We start from the raw sequence: 20,177 nt of genomic DNA, 5'->3' as shown, positions 1-20,177 counted from the left end.
TACGGTCGCGCATTCCTTGCAGGAGCAGCCTTGTGCTGCGAAGAGGCCGGTACAGGCACTACAAAAACAACAATAAAAAACCATGGAGCAAACCCATGAGGCACACACTCGCCTGCACATTGGCCCTGCTGCTAGCCGCCCCCGCCAGCCAAGCCTACGAGCTGTACAACCACAACGGCACCACCCTCAACGCCGAACTCGAAGCCCTGTTGGGTGTTTTCCACAGCGACGAAAGCTTCAACCAGGCCGGCAACCGCCAGCCGGGCAGCAGCGCCTGGCAGGAGGGCTACGCGAAATACGGACTGAGCGGCAGCCAGGCCCTGGCCGATAGCGGCGCGCTCTACGGCGCCTTCAACCTGCTCAGCTCCACCACCTGGGGCGATGGTGATGCCGCCGGGCTGACCCTGGGCGACGAGCGCCGTACCGCCATCGAAGACCTGTACCTGGGCTGGCGCTCGGCCAACCTGTTCCCGGCACTGGGCGAAGACGGCGTGGACATTTCCGCTGGCCGCCAGGTGGTCACCCTGGGCGACGGCTTCCTGATCCAGGGTGACCCGGTCAACCTCGGCAAGGTCGACCTGGGTGCCAACTTCGACCGCGGTGGCGCCTACTACCTGGCCGCACGCAAGGCCTTCGACCGCACCGCCGTACTGCGCCTGGGCGGCAAGCAGGGCTGGCGCGGCGACCTGATGTGGCTGAAGTCCGACAATCATTATCAGGCCGATACCTCAATGGCAGTGGCCAACCTGGAGCATGTCGGCGACAACGGCACCGTCGGCCTCAGCTGGATCCGCGGGCTCGACGTGGACCAGCGCTATGCGCAGCTGCTGGGCCTGGAACACCGCGACGGCATGGACACCGCCAGCCTGCGCGGGCGCGGCAACCTCGGTGTGAAGGACCTGGAGCTGGCCGCCGAGTACGTCACTCAGGACAAGACAGGCGGGCGCGAGAACGCCTGGTACCTGGAAGGCAACTGGACCTTCTCCGAACTGCCCTGGACCCCCACCGCCACCTACCGCTACAGCCGTTTCTCGGAAGGCTTCGACCCGTTGTTCTATGGCCTGAGCCGTGGCTACGGCACCTGGTTCCAGGGCGAAGTGGCAGCCAACTATGCCGGGCCGTTCAACAAGAACAGCCAGGTGCACCACGTGGCGCTGAAGGGCAAGCCACGGGACAACCTGACAGTGGGCGCGCTGTATTTCGACTTCGATACCCTGGACACCGACCAGGGCAACCTCGGCGGGCGGGAGCTGGACCTGTATGTGGAATGGATGGTCAACGACCACCTGCTGATCAGCCCGGTGGTCGGGTTCTACAAGCCGGAGCGTAGTGCTGCGACTGGTGGTACGCAGCTGGGCGGGCGGGATACCGGGACCTATATGCAGTTGATTGTCGGGACCTTCTTCTGATTTGAGATCCAGGGGCTGCTTTGCAGCCATCGCCGGCAAGCCAGCTCCCACAGGTACAGCGCAAATTCTGGGTTTTGTGCAGTACCTGTGGGAGCTGGCTTGCCGGCGATGGGCCGCAAAGCGGCCCCGGCGATATCAAGCCAACCCCTGCTCCAACACCCACCGCCGCACCATGACCTGCTGTTCAACCGCCAGCCCTGACAACACTGCCTCGACTGGCCGGCCACTACGTATTTCCCGCACCACCGGCGCCAACTCCACCCCCTGCAGATGCCACACCCCCAACGGCTGGTCCGCCGTCACCACCACCTCGGCCGCATCCACCAACCCATCACGCAGTACAGGCCGTCGCTCAACCCGAACTGCCTGCCAATCCGCCGCCAGATGCAATGGCTGCGCATCCGGCCAACCTTGGCGCTGCCCCCAGAATGCCTGCCCTGCCCACCCCTGCTCCTGGGTGTAGAAATCCCGGCCAATGCGAGCAAAGCGCAAGAACAGCTGCTCGACCCGTTGCTGGTGAAACTGCTGCGCCAATGCAGCTCGCTCGGGCTTGCGCAGCAAGGTGTTGATCACCACCGGTGCCTGCAACGCCGAAGACAGCGACTGAAAGATCCCGTTGCCCGACAGCGGGTCAACCGCCATCGCCGCATCGCCCACGCGTATCCAGTCCGGCCCAACACATTCACCGGCAAGAATGGCGGTACTGCTGCGCGCATGCACCTGCGCGGGCAGCAGCGCCTGGGCGTCGAACAGTTCTGCCACCAGCGCGCTGCGGGCACGCCGCGCTGCGCAGTAATCGGCCAACCCGGCTTTGCCCGGCAGCCCGGCGGCATCCAGGGTGACCTGCCAGTAACAGCGGCCATCTTCCAGGCGCGCCATCCACGCCCAGCCATCCTCCAGGCTTTCTACCGCTGACGCCGGCTTGCCCGGAAGACTCTGCCAGCCGTTCAGCAGGCTGACCGTTTCCGGTCCGCGCCGGCGGTCTGCGGCCAGTGGGGCCTGGCGCCCGCGGGCTTCAACCAGGAAATCGGCCGGTAGTACTTGCCCATCATCCAGCCGAACGAAATGGCCGTCCCCGGGCACAACCTCGCGCACCCGGCCTTCGACCACGCTCACTCCCGCACGCAGAAGATCGTCGCGCAGCGCGCGGTCGAAGCGTTGCCGGTCGAGTAGAAACTCCTGGTTCATCTGCAAGTGCTGGCCGTTCCAGTGCACCTGCCGGTTAGCGGGCATCGCCGCCTGGCTCAAGGCGCCACCGAGCCCCGCGTTGCGCAAGCCCTCAAGCACCCGTTGCGATACACCTTCAACTGCAGCGAACCGGCGCCATTCGGAAACGACCGTTACCGCGTACCCCAGGCGCCGCAACCCAATCGCTGTGGCCGCGCCTGCCGGCCCAGCACCCAACACCACAATGCGCGGCTCAGGCATGGCTGGCCCCTCGTCGCTCGGGGCCGATAAATGCTGCGTGATGGCGCAACCAGTCATGAACCTGATGCCGGTCCAGCCCCGGCTGTTCATGCAGCAGGGCTGCAATCCTCCCGCTCACGGCCGCACAACCCAGGCTCGCGCCCGCGCTACCCGCCGCCCCTACGTAGCCACCAAAATCCGCCTGCCGGGTACCCAGCCACGACCATTGCCCAGGTGCGCAACGGGCATCGCCAGTGACACGAATCACCCCCTCATAACTGGCCGGGTACACCGCTGCGCCCTGTGCCGGGCTGGATGCGCACAACAGCACGCCCGCCGCCAGCGCCTCGGCGCAGGCCTGATGCAGCACCGGCCGATCCTGCTGCAACCCCAGGCTCAGGTTGACCAGCGTAGCGCCGGCTTCCACCAGCCACAGCAGCGCGGCCGCCACCTGCAATGCGCTGGTGCTGGCCTGGGCGCCGAACACCTGAGCTACCAGCAGCGGCACCGGGCCGGCCGCACGTTGCAAGCTGGCAAGCACCGCGCTGCCGTGGCCGAGTTGGTCGGGCAGCATCGCGCCTTCACGCAACTGGCCGTCTTCCAGCCAGAAACGCCGGGCATCTATTGCACCATTGGCCTGCTCTGGCGAGCAGCCACTGTCGATAACGCCAATCCGCAGATCAGTGCCCATGCCTGATCACCTCCTGCGGCAGTACCTGCAACTTGCCGTCCGACAAGTGCAGGTGCAGATCCGCATCGGCCAGGGTCGAGGCGCGGTGGCTGATCAAAATGCGCGTGCGGCCGGCGAACAGCTGGTCGATAGCCGCAATCACTTCACGCTCGGTGGACTCGTCGACTGCCGACGTGGCTTCGTCCAGCACCAGGATCGCCGGCGCTTGCAGCACCGCGCGAGCGATGGCGATGCGCTGCTTCTGCCCACCAGACAGTTGCTGGCCACGCTCGCCCAGCAGGCCGTCCAGGCCCAGCGGCAGGCTCTCGACCAGGCTGTCCAGTCGCGCCAGGCGCACCACCCGCTCCAGCTCCGCACGGCTGGCCTCGGGCACGCTGTAGGCCAGGTTCTGCGCCAGGGTGCCGCGGAACAGCACGATGTCCTGGCTGACCACGGCGATACTTCGACGCAGCGCGGCCAGGTCCAGTTCGCGCAGGTCGGTGCCGTCCAGCAGGATGCGCCCTGCGTCAGGGTCGTAGAAGCGCTGCAACAGGTCGATGAGGGTCGACTTGCCCACGCCAGAGGCGCCGCTGATGGCCACCTTCAGCCCCCCCGGCACGCACACCTGCACGTTGTTCAGCACGGCGCCCTGGCGGCCTGCATGGCTAAAGCACAGTGCTTCCAGGCGCAGTTCGCCCGGGCCATCGGGCATGGGTTGCGGGTTGGCCGCCGGGCGCACGGCCACGGCCTCCTGCTTGAGCTCCATCACCCGCCCCAGGCTCACTGCCATGCGCTGCACCGCCACGTACAGCCCCAGCAGGCTTTGTACCGGCCCCACCGCCATGCCCATGTAGGTTGAAAAGGCGATCAGCGCCCCCAACTGCCAGGTCCCCTGGATCACCCACCAGCCGCCGACCAGGAACGCGCAGGCGCGACACCATGAGGTCAGCGTACCGGGGATGGCCTGGGTGAAGAATTCGGTCACCTGCACCTTCAGCAACTGGCGCATGTAGCCCTGCCCCAGCTGGTCCAGGCGCCCTGCCTCGCGATCTTGCTGGCCGGCGGCCTGGATGAACTTCATCGCCGGCAGGGTTTCGACCAGGAACGACGACACATCCGCCGAGCGCTCGCGCAGGCTGCGCACTTCGCGCTCCACCTTGCGCCGCATCCAGCGCAGCCACAGCACCTCGATCGGGATCAGCAAGGCCAGCAGCAGCGACAGTTGCCACGACAGCATCAGCATCAATGCCACCGCACCGACCAGGCCGATCACCGCCGACACCGCCGAAAACAGCGAGTCCACGGCAAAGCGCTGGATCTCCGCCACATCGCCATCCAGCCGCGAAAGAATGTCACCGGTGCGCCGCCGGCCGTAGAACGTTGGCGACAACTGCTGCAGGTGACGGTAAAGGTCATCGCGCAGGGCAAACAGGATGCGCCCCGACAAGCGAGTATGCAGGTAGCGGTTGACCCCGGCCAGCACGGTGCCCAGCACACCGGCGCCGATCATGATCGCCGCCATGTGCCAGAGCGTCTGGTAGTCCTTGGCCAACAGGCCTTCGTCGATCAGCGTCTTGACCAGCCAGGGTTGCGCCAGTGCCAGCAGCGAGGCGCCCAGCGACAGGCCCAGCAGCACGCCGATGGCGCGGCGGTGGGGTCGGACGAAACCATACAGCCAGGCTAATGCCTGGCGCATGAGTACAGGGTCGCTGGAGTCCACCAGCCTTGCGAACAGGCCGCCCATGTCAGCTGCGCAACTGTTTGAGCTTGCGGTACAGCGTCGCCCGGCTGATACCTAACGCTTCGGCAGCAGCGGAAACGTTGCCCTGGTGGCGCGTCAACGCGGCGCGAATCAGCTCCAGCTCGTTGTCCTTGATGCTGCCGGAAGGCGCCGTTGCGCTGGCCAGTTCGTCCAGCAGGCAATCGGTCAGGTGGTCAAGGGTCAGCAACAGCTCGCCATCTTCGCGCATGGCCAGTGCCGTGCGTACCACCATCTCCAGCTGGCGGATATTTCCGGGCCAGTCAAAACCTTCAAGCAACCCAGCCAGGGCCGGGTCCAGGCTGACGCCCTTGGCGCCGGACTTGTCCAGCAAACCCTGGATGATTGCAGCCAAGTCATCCCGTTCGCGCAGGGCCGGCAGGCGCAACGACACGCCATTCACCCGGTAGTACAGGTCTTCGCGGAAGTGTTGCTCCTGCACCAGACGCTTGAGGTCGCGGTGGGTGGCGCAGATCAGCGCCACGTCGATGTCCTGCTCGTCGCCCGCCCCCAGCGGCGCCACACGGCGCTCCTGCAGAACCCGCAGCAGGCGCGCCTGCAGGGCCAGCGGCATGTCGCCGATCTCGTCGAGGAACAGCGTGCCGCCCTGGGCCTGCATCAACCGGCCGACCATGCCGCCCCGGCGCGAACCAGTGAAGGCTCCTTCGCGGTAGCCGAACAGCTCGGACTCGATCAGCCCTTCGGGGATCGCTGCGCAGTTGACGGCCACAAACGGTTTGTCGGCGCGCGGGCTGGCCTGGTGCAAGGCTCGGGCGACGACTTCCTTGCCGGTACCGGTCTCGCCCAGCAGCAGCACTGGCAAGCCATTGCCCAGCCCCTGGCGTGCCATGCGCAGGTTGCGCGCCAAGCGCGGATCACCACCGGCCAGGGCGTCGAGTGCGGGTGCTTGCCTGCTCAGTGTCGGCTTGCTCGCCGGCGTACTGCCGTTGACCCGGCCATGGCGCGGCAGCTGCAGGGCGCGGAAGTAGAACTCGCCCTTGGCCGTCTGCACGCTGCTCACCCCGCCCTGCCACAGGCGCGCGATGAAGGCCGGCGAACGCTCGCCCAGCAGGTCGGTGCTGTGCCGGCCGATCAGTTCATGGCGCGGCACCTGCAACAACTGGCAGGCACTGTCGTTGGCTGCCAGTACTTCGCCGTCCAGGCTCAGCGCCAGCAGGCCCTGCCAGGCGCTGTTGAGGTATTGCGGGCGGCTGTGGAACGCCAGCACCAGTTGCTCTGGGTGGCACAGGCCGAACAGCCGGCTTTCGATGTTGCCGGCGGCCAGCATCAGCGTTGTCAGGCTGTCCTGCGGCTGCGCCATCACCCCTTCGCGTGTGATGTCGAGCACGCCGATCACCTCGCCCCGCGGGTCGCGCAAGGGTACCGAGGTGCAGGAGAAGGGGCTGAGGCGGTCGAGGTAGTGCTCGCCGCAGTTGATCAGCGTTGGCCGGCCTTCGACGACCGCCGTGCCGATGGCGTTGGTGCCACGCAGTGTTTCGCTCCAGCAGCTGCCGGGCTGCAGGTCACGCAGGCCCTCGCGGCTGAGCACATGGGTCTGGCCCTCGATGGCCAGTACGTTGGCCTTGGCGTCGCCGAGGATGATGATGCCGGCCTGGCCCTGGCGCGCGACCAGGTAATCCAGTTCGGGGGTGACCGCGTCGACCAGCAGGCGGTTGCGCTCGAGCAGGGTGCGCAGGTCGCGGCCTTGTTCCAGGCCCAGGCCGACCTGCTCGCCTTGCAGGCTGTCCAGGCCATGGCCCAGGCTGCGGCGCCAGGAGGCGTCGATTTCGTCGCGCAGCATGCCCAGCGGCAGCTCGCCTTCGCTGGCCAGCTTCAGGCGGGCCTGGCGGGATTCGTGCAGCGGGTCTTGGGCGTTTGTTATTAGTGGTCGCGCCATTTGCTACTCCGGCTGTGCCCCGCAAGGTGGCGGGAGACGGGCTTGGGAATTTTCCGCAGTGTGCGGGAGAAATGGCTGGGCGTCATCTGGTTGATGGATTGGGGATGGCTGGGGGTGTATGGCTTGGGTTTTGGGTGGGGGCTGAGATCGAGCGCCGCCCGCGCGGCGCTCGATCTCACGGGCGCCAAATCTCTATCGCCAGGCGCTTAGAGACCCAAACCGCGCTTAGACCGACACCACCCTCCCCCGTCCAGCCAACTGCTGCCGTTCAACCCCATCCAGCAACGCCTCCAGCACCGCCTTGGCCGAATCCAGCCCATGGTCATTGCTCAACAACAGGTCACGGCAGGTGCCCTTGGCCAGTTCCAGCGCCTTGAGATTGGTGGCAAACGCCCCTTTCAGCAGCGTGGACAGATGCACCAGCGCATCTTCGTAGTCCACTCCCGAACGTACGGCAAACAATGGCGGGTGGCTGCATTCACAGGTGGAAAAACTGGAGGCCGCCGTGGCGCGTGCGGGAGGATCTGGTAAGCCTTTTGTCATTGTGTCGCTCCTTGATTCACTGGAGCCGCCACAAATCGCTACCAAACGAAAGGGTGACGGCTGTACGCAGGTTGGTAGACCGGGAATCAAGGAAACCGGCGCGCACGAAGGCGCCCTACGCACAGCCGCCATAAAACGAAACAGCCGGGCACAAAAAAGCGCCAACTGTATCGCAGAGCGGGCGCTTGTGCGCCTTGATTGATCGCGGGCTACCAAACCCGGCTGCTGGATTTACAGCAGCGGAGGAAGCCTACCGGCCCTAGGGAAAGCTTTCAAGGCTGGTGGGCCTTCAGTAACAATTCTGTTGCCAGCTCCAGCCTCTTCGCGGGCATGCCCGCGAAGAGGCCATCAAACCCATTCACTGCTGCTGATTCTGACTCAAGAACTTGTCCACCGTAGCCTTCCCCGCCCCCGCATCCCCCGCCACCTGCCACAACCGCCGTTCAATCCCCTGCGCCAGCAAATGCCCCACCGCCGACTCAATCGCCGACAGCACGCAAAGCTGCGCCGGTTCATTGGTGGTGTACCCCACCTCGGCCTCCAGCAACTTCTTGAACTCGATGAACTTGAACACCCCGGCACTGCGCCCGACCGAGTAGATGGTCTTGCTGGTCATCACGTTGGCCAGCACCTGCCCGGTACGCACGTCCACCGCCCGCAGGTTCACGGTCACCTGGTCGACGCGGTACTCGCGGGAGATGTCGATCCCCAGGTAACGCGCACCCTCGCCGCCACTGCGCACGTTGGTGTCATAGGCGATGATGCCGCCTTCGAGCATCAGGTTGGCAGCCTGCAGCGGGGGCAGTTCGCCCATGATGTTTTCCGCTACATCAGGCTTTTTCTGCGAAGCACGGATGATCTTGCGCTCGGTCAGCAGGTTCTGCAGGCCTTCACGCTCCAGCACCACGAACCAGCCGCTGGCGCTCAGGGCATCCATCAGCATGCTCGCCGCGCCCTGGGTGACGCTGGTGGAGAACGAACTGGCCGGGGTTGGCTTGTACTGGCCGGTCTGGTCGCGAAAACCGTATACCACCGCCATCAGCCGGCCTTTGGGCCGTGGCATGTTTATCAGGTCGTAATAGGTCGAGGCCCGGGGTGTCAGGGTCGGGGTTTCCGAGTCCTGTTCGGCCGACATGGGCTCGCGCAGGCTGCAACCAGTTTGCAGGCCCAGGGCGGTGAGGATCAGCAGCGTGCTCAGCAGACGTTTCATGGTGTTCTCTCCCCAACATAAAAGCCTTTCCCTCTCAGGGGTTCAGGCCGCTGACCTCAATGATCGAAGTTTCTCCCGTGGCGCGATCGGTGACCTTGATGCTCAAGGCCCCGGAATCGTCGATGACGTCGATCAGAAATGCATCGGTCGCCATGCTGCCGGTGTTGCCGTTACTGATGTTGTCCAGCAACTGCGACAACATCCGCGACTCCAGCTGGTTGCTGAAGCGCTCCAGGGCCGTGGTACCGGTAAAGGCCGAAGCACGGTCCTTGAGGTCGGGGTCGTCGTAGTCGTTCTGCGCCTGGGCGTTGTTCAGCAGCCAGGTGCCATTCAACGGGTTGCCGCCAAAGGACGGGTTGACCGGCGTGTACACCAGCTCGGTGGCCTGGGCAGCACAGGCGCTGGCCAGCAGGCAGGCGGCGATGCAACGTGAAATACGGTGGTTCATAGCTCGTCCCTCTCCAAGTCGGTGGTGTCCTGCAGCAGGCGTTGCAGCTTGCGTTGAATGATTTGCTGCTTGACCAGGTCGGCGGCTGCCACGGCCTCGTCTTTGAGCTCGGTGGTATTCGGGGGCAGGAAGCGGCGGTACATCACTTCACGTTCGAACTCCACGGTGACCAGGCTGCCCCAGCGGGCATCCGGGCGTTCGCGCACCACCAGGTTGAAGTCCAGGCGACTGGTGGCGCGCAGGCGGTCGGCGAAGTAGTAGTAAAAGTCGTGGCCGATGTGCGAGATGGTGTTGTCGACGATAAAGCCCTGCATCTCGTCCTCCACCCCGGCCTTGGCCGACGTGTTCAGCACCAGCAGCAGGCCCAGGCACAGCGCAGCCAGGCGGTTCATGGCGTGTCTCCCGGGCCGCTGTGGGTCTGTACGCCGCCGGCGCTTTCGGTAAACGCCTGCTCGGCGACGAACTGCCAGTCGCTGTAGTGCTCCAGGCCTTCGAAACCGCTCCACTCGGCGCCAAAGCCACTGCGCTTGAACGGGGTGTCGTCCGAGCGGCTGTGCACGCCGGTGATGCGGCCGTCGATCGAGCGCAGCAGGCCCCACTCGTCGCTGTTGCTGATCGGGTCGGGGTATAACCGGCGAATGTGCCGCCTGGCCTGCGGAAAGCGGTTGTCCTGCAGCAGGTCGGCCAGGTCCTGCGGGTATTGGGCCAACCCCGGCGAGGCGCGGTAGTAGCTGCGCAGGGCCTGGGCGTACTGGCTGCCCACCCACAGCAGCTGGCGTTCGCGGTCGCGCTGGGCGGCACTGGCCCAGATCGTGCCGGTGGCGGCCAGGGCGATGGTGCTGACTGCAATCAACAGCAGCACGCCCAGGTAGGTGAAGCCGGCATTGGCCTTACCATTCAGCGAAGAGGCTGCCATCACGCGCCCTCCCTGTAGCACCGCTCTTGATATCGGCCACGCCGCCGGCCACGCCCTCTGGCGGTGGCACCAGCTGCCAGGCATCGCTGCGCTCGGTAATCGGGTCGACCGGGGTGTTGCGCAGGTAACGCAGTTCAACCAGTTGCTCCAGCGAGTCGGGGTAGTGGCCGGTGTCGCCGTAGAAGTGATCCAGCGATTCGCGCAGCACTGCCAGGCTCTGGCGCAAGGTGGCCTCGCGAGAGCTTTCCAGGCTGTTGAAGTAGCGCGGCATGGCGATAGTCAGCAGCGTGGCGATGATCGCCATCACTACCAGCAGTTCGATCAGGGTGAAGCCTTTGCTGCGTTTCATGGCTGTCACCATTGCCCGTAAGGGATGCTGTTGAGGCCTTTGCCACGGGCCTTGGAATACACGTCGAACACATCCTCGCCTTCGCGCGGGCTGTCCGGGCTGCTGTCGTAGGCACGCAAGCCCCATCCGCCGGCGTCGTCATCCTTGGCCGCCACCAGCGGGTCATGCGGGATACGCCGCAGAAAGTAGAACTTGGCGCCTTTGGCACTGCGTACATCCCGTACCCCGTCGACCAGCACCTGCAGGTTCGGCGGGTAGCCGCTGGCATCCAGGCGCTTCTCGATGTAGCCGGCGTCGAAGGCGCGCTTGTAGGCATCGATGGCATCGCGGATCTGGTACAGCGCCTCGCGCAGCTGCTGCTCCTTGCCGCGGCGCACCACGGTTTCGGTCAGCGGCGCTGCCATGCTGGCCAGCAGCCCGAGCAGCGCCAGGGTCAGCACCACCTCGATCAGGCTGAAGCCGTGCATGGCGCGTTGCCGTTTCATGGCCGTGGGCTCGCGGTTACCGGTACTACGGCCATCTGGCTTTCCACTACCGGTGCATCACTGGTTGGCGCGTTGCCAGGGACATCCACCGGTGGCAGCGGCGCCATCTGGCGGACTTGCATGGCCGACTCGGTGCCGGTGGAGAACTCCATGTCCGACGGGCTCTGGTACGGCAGGTTGCGCACGATGCGCGGGGTGATCGCCAGCACCAGCTCGCTCTTGCTCATGTCGTCCTTGTTGCTGCCGAACAGACGGCCCAGGCCGGGGATGTCGCCGAGGCCGGGGATCTTGTTGCCGCTGGCGTTGTGGTCGTTGCGCACCAGACCGGCCAGCACCTGGGTTTCGCCATCATGCAGGCGCAGGCTGGTCTGGGCGTTGCGGGTGTCGACCTGGACCGGAATGGTGCCCTGGCGGGTGGCTTCCAGCGGGGTGGCGTTGCTCACTTCAAGCGCGATCTTGATCGCCACTTCGTTGTTCAGGTGCACGGTGGGCTGCACTTCAAGCTTCAGGCCGACGTCCAGGTAGGTGACGCTTTCGGTAATCACCGGGCCCTGGGTGGACGGCACCGAGGTGGCGCTGATGATCGGCACCCGCTGGCCAATGTGGATGCGCGCCTGCTCGCGGTTGCTGACGCGGATCACCGGGCTGGCCAGGGTATTGATGTCCTTGTCCGAGGCGTTGATCTTGGCCTGCGGCGCCGGCGAGATGCTGATGCGGCTGGAGTCGATACCGCGCAGCTGGTCGAGCACACTCACCGACTTGCCCTCGGAGTTGAGCACGCCGAAGGTGTTGGGCCATTGCAGGCCCAGGTCGAGGATGCGCGAGGTGGCCACTTCCATCACTTCCACTTCCAGCACCACCTCGGGGTTGGACTGGTCCTGCGACTGCAGCAGTTTCTCGGCCATGCGCACGGCGTCGGGGGTGTCGCGCATGGTCAGGGTGTTGAGGCGCTCGTCGACGAACACGTCGCGGGTCTTGAGCATGGTCTTGACCATGTTCAGCGCGGTGTTGGCGTCGATGCTGGTCAGGTAGAAGGTGCGCATGACCAGTTCCTGGTAGTCCTTGGACTTCTGCGGCGAGTCGGGATACACCATCAGGGTGTTGTCGTTGACGATCTTCTGGCGCAGCTGGTTCTGCTCCAGCAGCAGCGCCACGGCGTCTTCGATGCGCACGTCACGGACGAAGATGGTGGCCTTCATGTCCGGGCGCATGTCCTTGTCGAAGATGAAGTTGATGCCGGCAACCTGCGACAGCACCTCGAAGATGGTCTTCAGGTTGGCATCGCGAAACTCCAGGGTCACCGGCCGCTCCAGCTTGCTGCGCAGTTGCGGGAACGGCTGCGCGGTGCGCGCCTGGACGTTCTCGATGTCGGTGCGCAGGGCGATGCCCTTCTGGTTTTGCGGGTCCAGGCGCAGCACTTCGCGCATGTAGCGCTCGGCGCCGAACAGGTCGCCCTGGCGCAGCGCTGCCTGGCCCAGGGCCACGCGCTCGTCGAGGGTGCGGATCAGCTCCAGCTGACGGATGCCTTCCTGGGCGCGGCGGTTGTTCGGCTCCAGGGTCAGCACCCGGCCGTAGCCCATGCGGGCGTTGGCGAAATCGTGGCGGATGCGGTCGCTGTCGGCCTGGGTGATCAGTGCCTCGATGGCGGCCTGGCGGCTGTGGGCCAGGGCGATGTTCAGTTCGGTGTCGCGCGGGTCATCGCGCAGCGCTTCTTCCAGGCGGGCGATGCCGGCCTCGTACTGGCCCTCCTTCATCAACTGGTCGCTGTCCTCGCGTACCGCACTGGAGCCGCAGCCGGCAATGGCCACGCACAGCGCCACAAGCAGGAACGGAGCAGGCTTGCACAGCTTCGATGACTTCATGGTGCGCTCCCGACAGACAAGGTCTGCGACTGGTGCAAAGGCAGGTAGACCAGGCTCAGCTCGCTGGCTGAGACCCGATCGAGGCGGTAGGTGTCTTCGATCACGTCGCCCTGGCGCACGACGTAGAGTTTTTCGCCGCTCTGCAGGAATATCTGCAAGTCGTCGCGTTCACCCATGCGGCCGATGAACTGGAACGGCAGCTCAGGGGCGGTGGGCGCTGCGGCTACGACAGGCGCGGCGACCACGGGTTGTTCGGTGACGGTGGCCAGGGCTTGGGGCTTGGTCCATTTCTGGGTTGGGAACAGATCTCGGGAGGCCTGCTCCGGCCCTTTCGCGGGCTCGCCCGCCACCACAGAACCTGTGGGCGCCGCCGAACCTGTGGGAGCGGGCGAGCCCGCGAAGGCCGCGACGCCATCGTCCTGCCCAAACCAGTGCCCCGGCGCCCAGGCCAACGCTGCACTTACCCCGATGAAACCGGCCCAGATGACTGCACGTTGTGTGTTCATCACGACCTCGACAGGTAGAGGGTCATGCGCAGCCGGGCGTTGAGCTCGCTGTCGCCGATGCGTTTGCGTTGCAGTTCCAGGTCTTCCAGCACCAGCGTTGGCAGCTGCCCCAGCAACCCCTTGAGGAAGCCGCGAATCTGCGGGTAGCTGCCACGTACCGGCAGCACGATCTGGTAGCGCGCCAGCTGGGTCTTGGGGTCGATGCCCAGGGCGTACTCACCACGCGCCAGGCTGATGTGCTCGGCGCTGGCCAGGTGGTACAGGCGCTCGATCAGCTCGCTGGCCTGGGGCTGCCCCGGCAATTGCTGGCGCAGGCTGTCGAGCGCCTGTTGCTCGGGTTTGACGGCGATCTTCAGCTCGCCGCGCTTGACCCGCCCGACCTGCACGCTGGCATCCGCTTCGCTGGCACGCAGCTCCCGCACGCTCTGCCACTGTGGCAGCACACCGGCAGCGGCCACGCCCAGGGCCAGCAGGCCCGCAGCGACTGCCGCCAGGCCGACCGGACCGACGCGGCGCAGGCGCTCCTGGACAATCAGGCTGTTCAGCGATTCAAGGGCGCGCATGGCCAGTCTCCCAGGTAGCGGTAAGGGTGAAGCGCACCGGGTGCTCGGGCTGCGCGGCCAGTACTTCATGGTTGAGCAGCGACACATCGCTAAGCTCGGCACTGGCCTCCAGGCGCTGGTGGTACTGCAGCATCGCCTCCAGGTTGCGAGCCTCTGCGCTGATGCGGACCTGGCCTTTGCGGGCGTCCGGGGTCAGGCCGAGCAAGGCGACATCGTCCTGCGGCAGGCTTTCGAGCATGGCGAACAGTTGCTGCCAGGGCCGTTGCAACTGCTGCGAGACACTGCGCATCTGCGCCAGGCGCTCGGCCTGTTCGCGGCTGGCAGCGGTGCTTTGTGGCGCGACGGTGGCGGGCCGCCGGCCCAGTTGCAGCTCCAGGCTGTGGACGCTGGCTTCCAGGTCGACCTGCTCGGCCTGCAGGCTGTATTGCAGCAGCACCAGCGCAGCCACTGCGGCGCCCGTCAGTGCCAGCAGCGTCCAGGCCAGCGGGCCGCTGCGCCGGGGTTGGAATTCCAGGTCGAGGCGGCGCATGTCAGGCCACCGCCCGCCACATGGCGCACAGCGGGTCGGTTTCGCTGGCCGGCTGGCACAGCTGCACCGCCGCCAGTTGCGGCACGTCGCCCCGGCCCGGGGCATGCAGGTAGACCCGTGGCAGGTGCTCGCCGTACAGCTCGCAGGTGCGCTCGATCAGCGCTTGCAGGGCCTGGTCGCTGTCGGCGCAGCCTTGCGCCAGCACTTGCTGCCAGGCGCCTCCGGCCGCCAGCAGCAGTACACTGCGGCGTGGCTCGGCCAGCACGAACAGGAAATCGCCCTGCTCCAGCTGCGCCGAGCAGCGGTTGTAGGCGGCCATCAGGTACGGCTGTACCGAGCGCAGGTTCAGGCGGCTTTCCCGGGCCAGCGCCTGCAGCCGTTGCAGCAGGGCTTCGGGCAACGCGGTGGCAATGCGCGCAGCACCTGCAGGTTCCGGCGACAGCACGATGCGCCAGTCGTCCAGCGGCTGCCCGTACAGGTTTTCGAAGCAGGCCCGGGCGTAGGCGTCGAGCTCGCGCGGGTGGCCGATGGCATCGCTCCAGGGCACCAGGCAGAAGCGGCTGTAACGCGCCGACAGCAGCACCCGCAGTTGCGCACCGCGTGCGGCATGCTCGGCCAGCAGCGCGGCCAGCGCATCGACGGCAGCTTCCCAGGCCGGTTGCGCGGCGTCGCAGGTGAACGCGCGGCTGCCCAGCCATTGATGGTGGTTGTTGTGCCAGCGACCCAGGCCGACACCTTCAGCGCCGAGCACGGCGCAGAATCGATCAGATGAATGTGACACGGTTGATCTCCTCAAGGGTGGTGCGGCCATCGCGGACCAGGTCCAGGGCCGAGGCCCGCAGCAGGCGCAAACCACGCTGGCAGGCGAGTGTCTTGATCTGCGCCAGCGGGCGGCGCTCGACGATCATCTGCCGCAGGTCGTCGTCCAGGTGCAGCAGTTCGGCGATGGCGCTGCGGCCGCGGTAGCCACTGCCGCGGCACTGGCCGCAGCCCTGCGCCCGCACGAAGCGCCAGCCGGCCACGCCCTCGCGGGTCAGGCCCGAGCCATACAGGGTGTCGTCATCCACCTCGCAAGGTGTGGCGCAGTGCGCGCAGGCGAGGCGAATCAGTCGCTGCGCCAGCACGGCATTGAGTGCGGAAACGAAGCTGTAGGGGTCGACCTGCATCTGGCTGAAGCGGCCGATCACGTCGAACACGTTGTTGGCGTGAATGGTGGTGAACACCAGGTGGCCGGTGAGCGCCGATTGCACGGCGATCTGCGCGGTGTCCGGGTCGCGGATTTCGCCGACCAGGATCTTGTCCGGGTCGTGACGCAGGATCGAGCGCAGGCCGCGGGCGAAGGTCAGGCCCTTCTTCTCGTTGACCGGGATCTGCAGCACACCCGGCAGTTGGTATTCGACCGGGTCTTCGATGGTGATGATCTTGTCCACGCCGTGGTTGATCTCGCTGATCATGGCGTACAGGGTGGTGGTCTTGCCGCTGCCGGTAGGCCCGGTGACCAGAATCATGCCGTAGGGTTCGGCGGCCAGCCGGCGCAGGGCGCGCAGGGTCTCGTCGGCAAAACCCAGGGCCTGCAGCTGCACACCGCTGACCCGGTCGGACAGGTCTTGTTTGTCGAGTACCCGCAGCACGGCGTCTTCGCCAAAGATGCTGGGCATGATCGATACACGAAAGTCGATTTGCCGATCGCCCACGGCCACCTTGAAGCGGCCGTCCTGGGGCACGCGTTTTTCGCCGATGTCCAGCTCGGCCATGACCTTGATACGTGAGATGACCTGGTCGGCGAAGGCGCTGCCGCTGGCCTTGCCGGCGCCGTTGAGCACGCCGTCGATGCGGTATTTGATGGTCAGGCCCTGGCCGGTCATGCCCAGGTGGATGTCGCTGGCGTGCAGCTTCAGGGCGTCGTACAGGGTGGAGTTGACCAGCTTGACCACGCGGCTCTGGTCTTCGCTGATGCTGGCCAGCGACAGGCGTTGCAGCGGGTCGCTTTCGCTGCTGGTTTCGGGGTCATGGTCGAGCGCATCGACGGCGTGGAAGCTTTCTTCGTGGCGGGCCAGGAAGGTGGCCAGCTCGGCCGCATGCGCCAGGTACAGCGGTGCGCCTTGCAGCACGTCGTCGATCCAGGCCAGGCGGGCCGGGTCGAAAGGGTCGGCGAACACGCCCAGCAGCTGGCCGTCCTGCTCGATCAGCACGAACTCGCGCTTCAGGCATACGGCCAGGCTGACTTTGTCGAAGCGTGGGTTGCTGTGCAGCAGGGTGTGGCTGTCCAGCACCGGGTAGTGCAGGGTCAGGCCCAGGCGGCGGGTGAAGGTGTCGGGGGTGTCGCAGGCCAGGCGTTCAAGGCAGTTGAGCAGGCGTTCATCACTGGCTTGGAGCCGGGCCTGGGTCAGCAGGTCGCGGGGGTATGCCTGAAACTGTTTTGCCTGTGCCGGCCCTATCGCCGGCAAGCCAGCTCCCACAAAATCCCCATTGACTTCAGGAGTGCACGAACCCTGTGGGAGCGGGTTTATCCGCGAAGAGGCCAGCGCAGGCTGTAGAACTTTCGGGGATGCATCGAATGCGTCTGACATGGCCTGCGACTCCGCTCAGGGGGCGCGTCGCAGGCTGGCTCAGCCAAGGGTGCGGGCGCCGCTATTCCCCTGTGAGCAGTTGATCGTCGTCGGGCCCTGGCGGCTTGGCGCCATTACGGCGGCGGTCGGCCAAAACCCAGCTTCCATCGTACAACTGCAAGGGGAACGATTCGTTCCTGGTCTGGCGTCGTTCGACGAACCCGTCTGCCGGGTTGTCCGTGGCCCTGCGCCGGCGCTCGATGCCCATCAGGTCGAAGATCGGACGTGCCAGTTCCATCAACGGGAACGGCTTGAACAGGACATGACTTACACCCAGTTCGGCGGCCCGCTCACGCACCTCGGCGGTGGGGTGTGCGGTAATCAGCACGAAGTGGCATTGCCTGTTCTTGCGTACGGCCTCCAGAACCTGAAAACCCTCCATATCGGGCAAGCGGTAATCCAGCACAACTACTTGCGGTGCCAGGCGTTCAGCCTGTTCGATACCACTGGCACCGTCATGGGCAACATGAACTTCCAGGCCTTGCGCCTGCAGGTACGCTTGCAGGTTCTGCGCAAGGGTCTGTTCGTCATCGACTACCAATACTCTGTTCACCAAGGTCGACTCCCTAGAACTGCCCGGTTACCCGGTCTGCGAAGTGCGCCCTTGTACAAGCTTGAGCAGGCTTCGTGCCAGGCGTGCATAGTCATGTTGCACCGTTGTAACGCGTTGATTTGCAAAGGGTAGCCGCGACCACCCAGACGGCGGCAGGCAACAGTACCCACCCGGTTCCCCACAAGCGGGGCAACTGATGGCACTTTGCCAAACCTTTATTCCCCAGCATTGGGGACTCGCCAGCAGGGCCTTCAGTCGGCGATTTCCACTGTAGCCGACTGGCGCAAACGTTGGCGCACGGATTGGCGAGCTTGCCCCTGTCTTTGAGCGATGAGCGTAGCCCTGGCCAACTCCAGGCCCTGTTCGCGTATGACCAAGGGGTTATCACTTTGGTTCTGCGCTCCTTGCAGTCTTTCTCGATTGGCATCATAGAATGCCTCCACTTCGGCCGGGCTCGGCGCGTCGACTGCGCTGAGCTGGGCATACACCTGCTGGGCCGCCATCTCGTGCCGGGTGTAGTCAGTGTACTGTGCCCTGTCGAAGCCTGCCTCTGCCAGCCGCTGTGCAAAGATTGCCGGGCTGCCGAACGCGGTTTCAACCTCACCAACATGCGCCGACACCTGCTCGTCGCTGATGGCGATGCCCTGGCGTTGCGCCTCCTGCCACAGCAGCTCTTTGTCGATCAGCTCATCCAGGGCCTGTTCGCGCAGGCGTTTGTACAGGTTCGGGTTACGGATGCTGGTTAGCGCACGGCCCTGGGCGACCAGGTACTCGCTGAAATAGCGCTCCAGGCGCGTCAGCCCGATTTCCACGCCATTGACCCGCGCCGCCGGCACATCAGCCCAGCTCGCCTTGGCCAGCACCAGCAACAGGCACAACAACAGAATACGCATGGCAACCTCCGCTCAAGGGCTGTCCGGCACCGGCCGGTACGGGCTGACCGAGGTGAAACGCGGCCCGGGCAGGGCCACCGCCACCACATGGGCACCGGCCATGCCCTGGCGGCGCCCGGGGCCGAACCCCAGGGCCGGAGTCAGGCCGGTGGAAACATCGTGCAGGCCCTCCAGCGCGGCAATCAGCTGCTCGCGGCTGGCATCCCGGCCAATCTGCTTCAGCGCTTCGCTCAACAGGCGCAGGGCGCACAGCGTGTTCACCTGCAGCGATGCCTGGCGCGGGTCGAGGCCCTGGCGCTGCTGCAACCCGGCGAGGCTTGCCAGGCCCTGCTCGGTCCAGTCTTCGGGCACGTACGGATAGGCCAGGAACACCCGTTGCGACCACTGCTCGGGCAAGCGCGCCACGCCACCCGCCACTTGGCTTGAAGCGGCAAACAGGTATGGCTGGCGGCCTGCCGCCTGCAACGCTGCGGCCAGTTCGGCAAAGGCCTGGGCGCGGCCAAGGAAGAGGATGCCCTGCCCGTCCACAGCCTGACCATCGAAGGCCTGTACGGCAGGTGGCGCCCAGCCCTGTTGCAGCAGGCTGTCGCGCACCTGCTCGGCCACCCCCGCCTGCTCGTTGCCGGCGTACACCACGCGCAGGTCGCCGGGCGCCAGGCCCAGCGCTTCACGGGCATGGCCTGCCAGGCTAAGCAGTTGCACGGGCAAGCCGGGCAGCGGGTCGAAGATCTGGGCGCTGCCACCGCTGCGCGGGGTACTGCCGATCAACGGCACATTCTGCGGCGCCAGCAGGGTTGCCAAGCGCTGGTCGAGCATGGGCGCCAACGGCGAGACCAGGGCAAACACCCGCTGCTGTTCCAGCAACTTCTGCAACGCCCGCTCGGCGCTGTCCGGCTGGTAGCCCGGGTCGAGCACCACCAGTTCCAGGCGCCGCCCATGGATACCGCCTTGCTGGTTGAGTTGTGCCAGGCCGTCTTCCAGCACGGCCCGTACGACCTGCCCGGCTTCGGCCAGCGGGCCGGTCGCGGGCAGCAATGTGCCGATGCGCAGCACGCCCTCTTCCACGCCAGGGTCGCGCTCCTGAGCCAGGCGTTTGAGGTAGGCGGTGAGGTTGCGCTGGTCGGCCAGGGTCAGTTCGAAGCGGGGCATGGCCGGGTCCAGGCGGTTGCCGGCCGGGTCCATACCCTGCTGAATGGCCCGGGCCAGGCTGCTGTCGCTGTAGGCTGGGTAGCTGCGGCCATTGGCCTCGCGCACGCCCTGGCCGAGTGCCAAGCGTTGCCAGTCGAGGTTTGGCGGGCGCACGCCGCTTTCGGCGCGGCCACGGCCGTCGTTGCCGTGGCAGCTGGCGCAGGGCAGCACACTGGCGGGTACAGTCATGTCGCTGGCACCGACCCGGGCCTGCAGTTGCGCATCGCTGCTGGAGATGCCCTCGCGGTAGAGGCGTTTGCCGGCTTGTTCCTGGTCCGTGAGGTCAAGGGCCAGGGCCGAAGTGCCAAGTGACAGGCTGGCAAGCAGAACCAGCATTGGGCTGATGGCGCTTTTTTCCTGTGCTGGCCTCATCGCCGGCAA

At 65.9% G+C, this 20,177-nt stretch carries 21 protein-coding genes; 1 reads left to right on the top strand and 20 read right to left on the bottom strand.

Annotated elements, in window-relative coordinates; translation table 11 throughout:
* The first annotated feature begins 95 nt into the window (after window positions 1-95).
* Window positions 96-1,409 carry an alginate export family protein gene (locus AC5O5R_RS12870; protein ID WP_494515442.1) on the top strand — a complete coding sequence of 438 codons (1,314 nt, stop codon included), beginning with the start codon at window positions 96-98 and terminating at the stop codon, window positions 1,407-1,409.
* 135 nt (window positions 1,410-1,544) lie between these two features.
* On the opposite strand, the gene qhpG is transcribed toward AC5O5R_RS12870, so the two are convergent.
* The 20 genes from qhpG to AC5O5R_RS12770 all read right to left on the bottom strand — a co-directional run bounded on the left by qhpG (window position 1,545) and on the right by AC5O5R_RS12770 (window position 20,132).
* The gene (gene qhpG / locus AC5O5R_RS12865; RefSeq protein WP_494515441.1) at window positions 1,545-2,837 is read right to left on the bottom strand and encodes a flavin-dependent monooxygenase QhpG; all 1,293 of its coding nucleotides are present in this window, start codon (window positions 2,835-2,837) and stop codon (window positions 1,545-1,547) included.
* Window positions 2,830-3,507 (bottom strand): subtilisin-like serine protease QhpE, encoded by a 678-nt coding sequence (gene qhpE, locus AC5O5R_RS12860; protein ID WP_172286589.1) that lies wholly within the window; start codon window positions 3,505-3,507, stop codon window positions 2,830-2,832. The genes qhpG and qhpE overlap by 8 nt, the downstream gene beginning before the upstream one ends.
* Window positions 3,497-5,230, bottom strand: coding sequence for an ABC transporter ATP-binding protein (locus AC5O5R_RS12855; protein WP_172286590.1), 1,734 nt, complete (start codon window positions 5,228-5,230; stop codon window positions 3,497-3,499). Before AC5O5R_RS12855 ends, qhpE begins: the two co-directional genes overlap by 11 nt.
* Before the next feature lies 1 nt (window position 5,231).
* Complete coding sequence (locus AC5O5R_RS12850; RefSeq protein ID WP_494515440.1) at window positions 5,232-7,142, bottom strand: sigma-54-dependent Fis family transcriptional regulator; 1,911 nt, start codon at window positions 7,140-7,142, stop codon at window positions 5,232-5,234.
* 225 nt (window positions 7,143-7,367) lie between these two features.
* Complete coding sequence (locus AC5O5R_RS12845; protein ID WP_172286596.1) at window positions 7,368-7,604, bottom strand: hypothetical protein; 237 nt, start codon at window positions 7,602-7,604, stop codon at window positions 7,368-7,370.
* 439 nt (window positions 7,605-8,043) lie between these two features.
* Window positions 8,044-8,895, bottom strand: a complete 852-nt coding sequence (locus tag AC5O5R_RS12840; protein ID WP_494515439.1) for a CsgG/HfaB family protein — start codon at window positions 8,893-8,895, stop codon at window positions 8,044-8,046.
* A 34-nt stretch (window positions 8,896-8,929) separates the two neighbouring features.
* Entirely contained in the window at window positions 8,930-9,343 is a 414-nt protein-coding gene (locus AC5O5R_RS12835; RefSeq protein ID WP_172223717.1) for a curli assembly protein CsgF, read from the bottom strand.
* Window positions 9,340-9,735: a curli production assembly/transport protein CsgE gene (gene csgE, locus AC5O5R_RS12830; RefSeq protein WP_172223713.1), complete on the bottom strand. Its 396-nt coding sequence runs from the start codon at window positions 9,733-9,735 to the stop codon at window positions 9,340-9,342. The genes AC5O5R_RS12835 and csgE overlap by 4 nt, the downstream gene beginning before the upstream one ends.
* Window positions 9,732-10,259, bottom strand: a complete 528-nt coding sequence (locus AC5O5R_RS12825; protein ID WP_172223696.1) for a type II secretion system protein — start codon at window positions 10,257-10,259, stop codon at window positions 9,732-9,734. Before AC5O5R_RS12825 ends, csgE begins: the two co-directional genes overlap by 4 nt.
* A complete protein-coding gene (locus AC5O5R_RS12820) occupies window positions 10,234-10,608 on the bottom strand; it encodes a type II secretion system protein (RefSeq protein ID WP_172223693.1) in 375 nt (124 codons plus the stop codon). Before AC5O5R_RS12820 ends, AC5O5R_RS12825 begins: the two co-directional genes overlap by 26 nt.
* 5 nt (window positions 10,609-10,613) lie before the next feature.
* Entirely contained in the window at window positions 10,614-11,093 is a 480-nt protein-coding gene (locus AC5O5R_RS12815; RefSeq protein ID WP_172223690.1) for a type II secretion system protein, read from the bottom strand.
* Complete coding sequence (locus tag AC5O5R_RS12810) at window positions 11,090-12,955, bottom strand: secretin GspD/PilQ domain-containing protein (protein WP_172223686.1); 1,866 nt, start codon at window positions 12,953-12,955, stop codon at window positions 11,090-11,092. Before AC5O5R_RS12810 ends, AC5O5R_RS12815 begins: the two co-directional genes overlap by 4 nt.
* A complete protein-coding gene (locus AC5O5R_RS12805) occupies window positions 12,952-13,461 on the bottom strand; it encodes a hypothetical protein (protein ID WP_172286593.1) in 510 nt (169 codons plus the stop codon). Before AC5O5R_RS12805 ends, AC5O5R_RS12810 begins: the two co-directional genes overlap by 4 nt.
* Complete coding sequence (locus AC5O5R_RS12800) at window positions 13,461-14,024, bottom strand: GspMb/PilO family protein (protein WP_172286594.1); 564 nt, start codon at window positions 14,022-14,024, stop codon at window positions 13,461-13,463. The genes AC5O5R_RS12805 and AC5O5R_RS12800 overlap by 1 nt, the downstream gene beginning before the upstream one ends.
* Window positions 14,011-14,553, bottom strand: coding sequence for a PilN domain-containing protein (locus AC5O5R_RS12795; protein ID WP_172223676.1), 543 nt, complete (start codon window positions 14,551-14,553; stop codon window positions 14,011-14,013). The genes AC5O5R_RS12800 and AC5O5R_RS12795 overlap by 14 nt, the downstream gene beginning before the upstream one ends.
* A 1-nt stretch (window position 14,554) precedes the next feature.
* Window positions 14,555-15,334, bottom strand: coding sequence for a hypothetical protein (locus tag AC5O5R_RS12790; RefSeq protein WP_172223672.1), 780 nt, complete (start codon window positions 15,332-15,334; stop codon window positions 14,555-14,557).
* Window positions 15,318-17,123 carry a GspE/PulE family protein gene (locus AC5O5R_RS12785; RefSeq protein WP_256676339.1) on the bottom strand — a complete coding sequence of 602 codons (1,806 nt, stop codon included), beginning with the start codon at window positions 17,121-17,123 and terminating at the stop codon, window positions 15,318-15,320. Before AC5O5R_RS12785 ends, AC5O5R_RS12790 begins: the two co-directional genes overlap by 17 nt.
* 61 nt (window positions 17,124-17,184) lie before the next feature.
* Window positions 17,185-17,718: a response regulator gene (locus AC5O5R_RS12780; RefSeq protein ID WP_172223668.1), complete on the bottom strand. Its 534-nt coding sequence runs from the start codon at window positions 17,716-17,718 to the stop codon at window positions 17,185-17,187.
* Between the two features lie 248 nt (window positions 17,719-17,966).
* Window positions 17,967-18,608, bottom strand: a complete 642-nt coding sequence (locus AC5O5R_RS12775; protein ID WP_494512647.1) for a SurA N-terminal domain-containing protein — start codon at window positions 18,606-18,608, stop codon at window positions 17,967-17,969.
* Window positions 18,609-18,620: 12 nt separating this feature from the next.
* Window positions 18,621-20,132 carry a cytochrome c/ABC transporter substrate-binding protein gene (locus AC5O5R_RS12770; RefSeq protein WP_494515438.1) on the bottom strand — a complete coding sequence of 504 codons (1,512 nt, stop codon included), beginning with the start codon at window positions 20,130-20,132 and terminating at the stop codon, window positions 18,621-18,623.
* Between the last annotated feature and the right edge of the window lie 45 nt (window positions 20,133-20,177).

This window comes from Pseudomonas sp. 8_5_2 (assembly GCF_059295255.1).
This window is presented reverse-complemented; position numbering and strand designations above follow the sequence as displayed.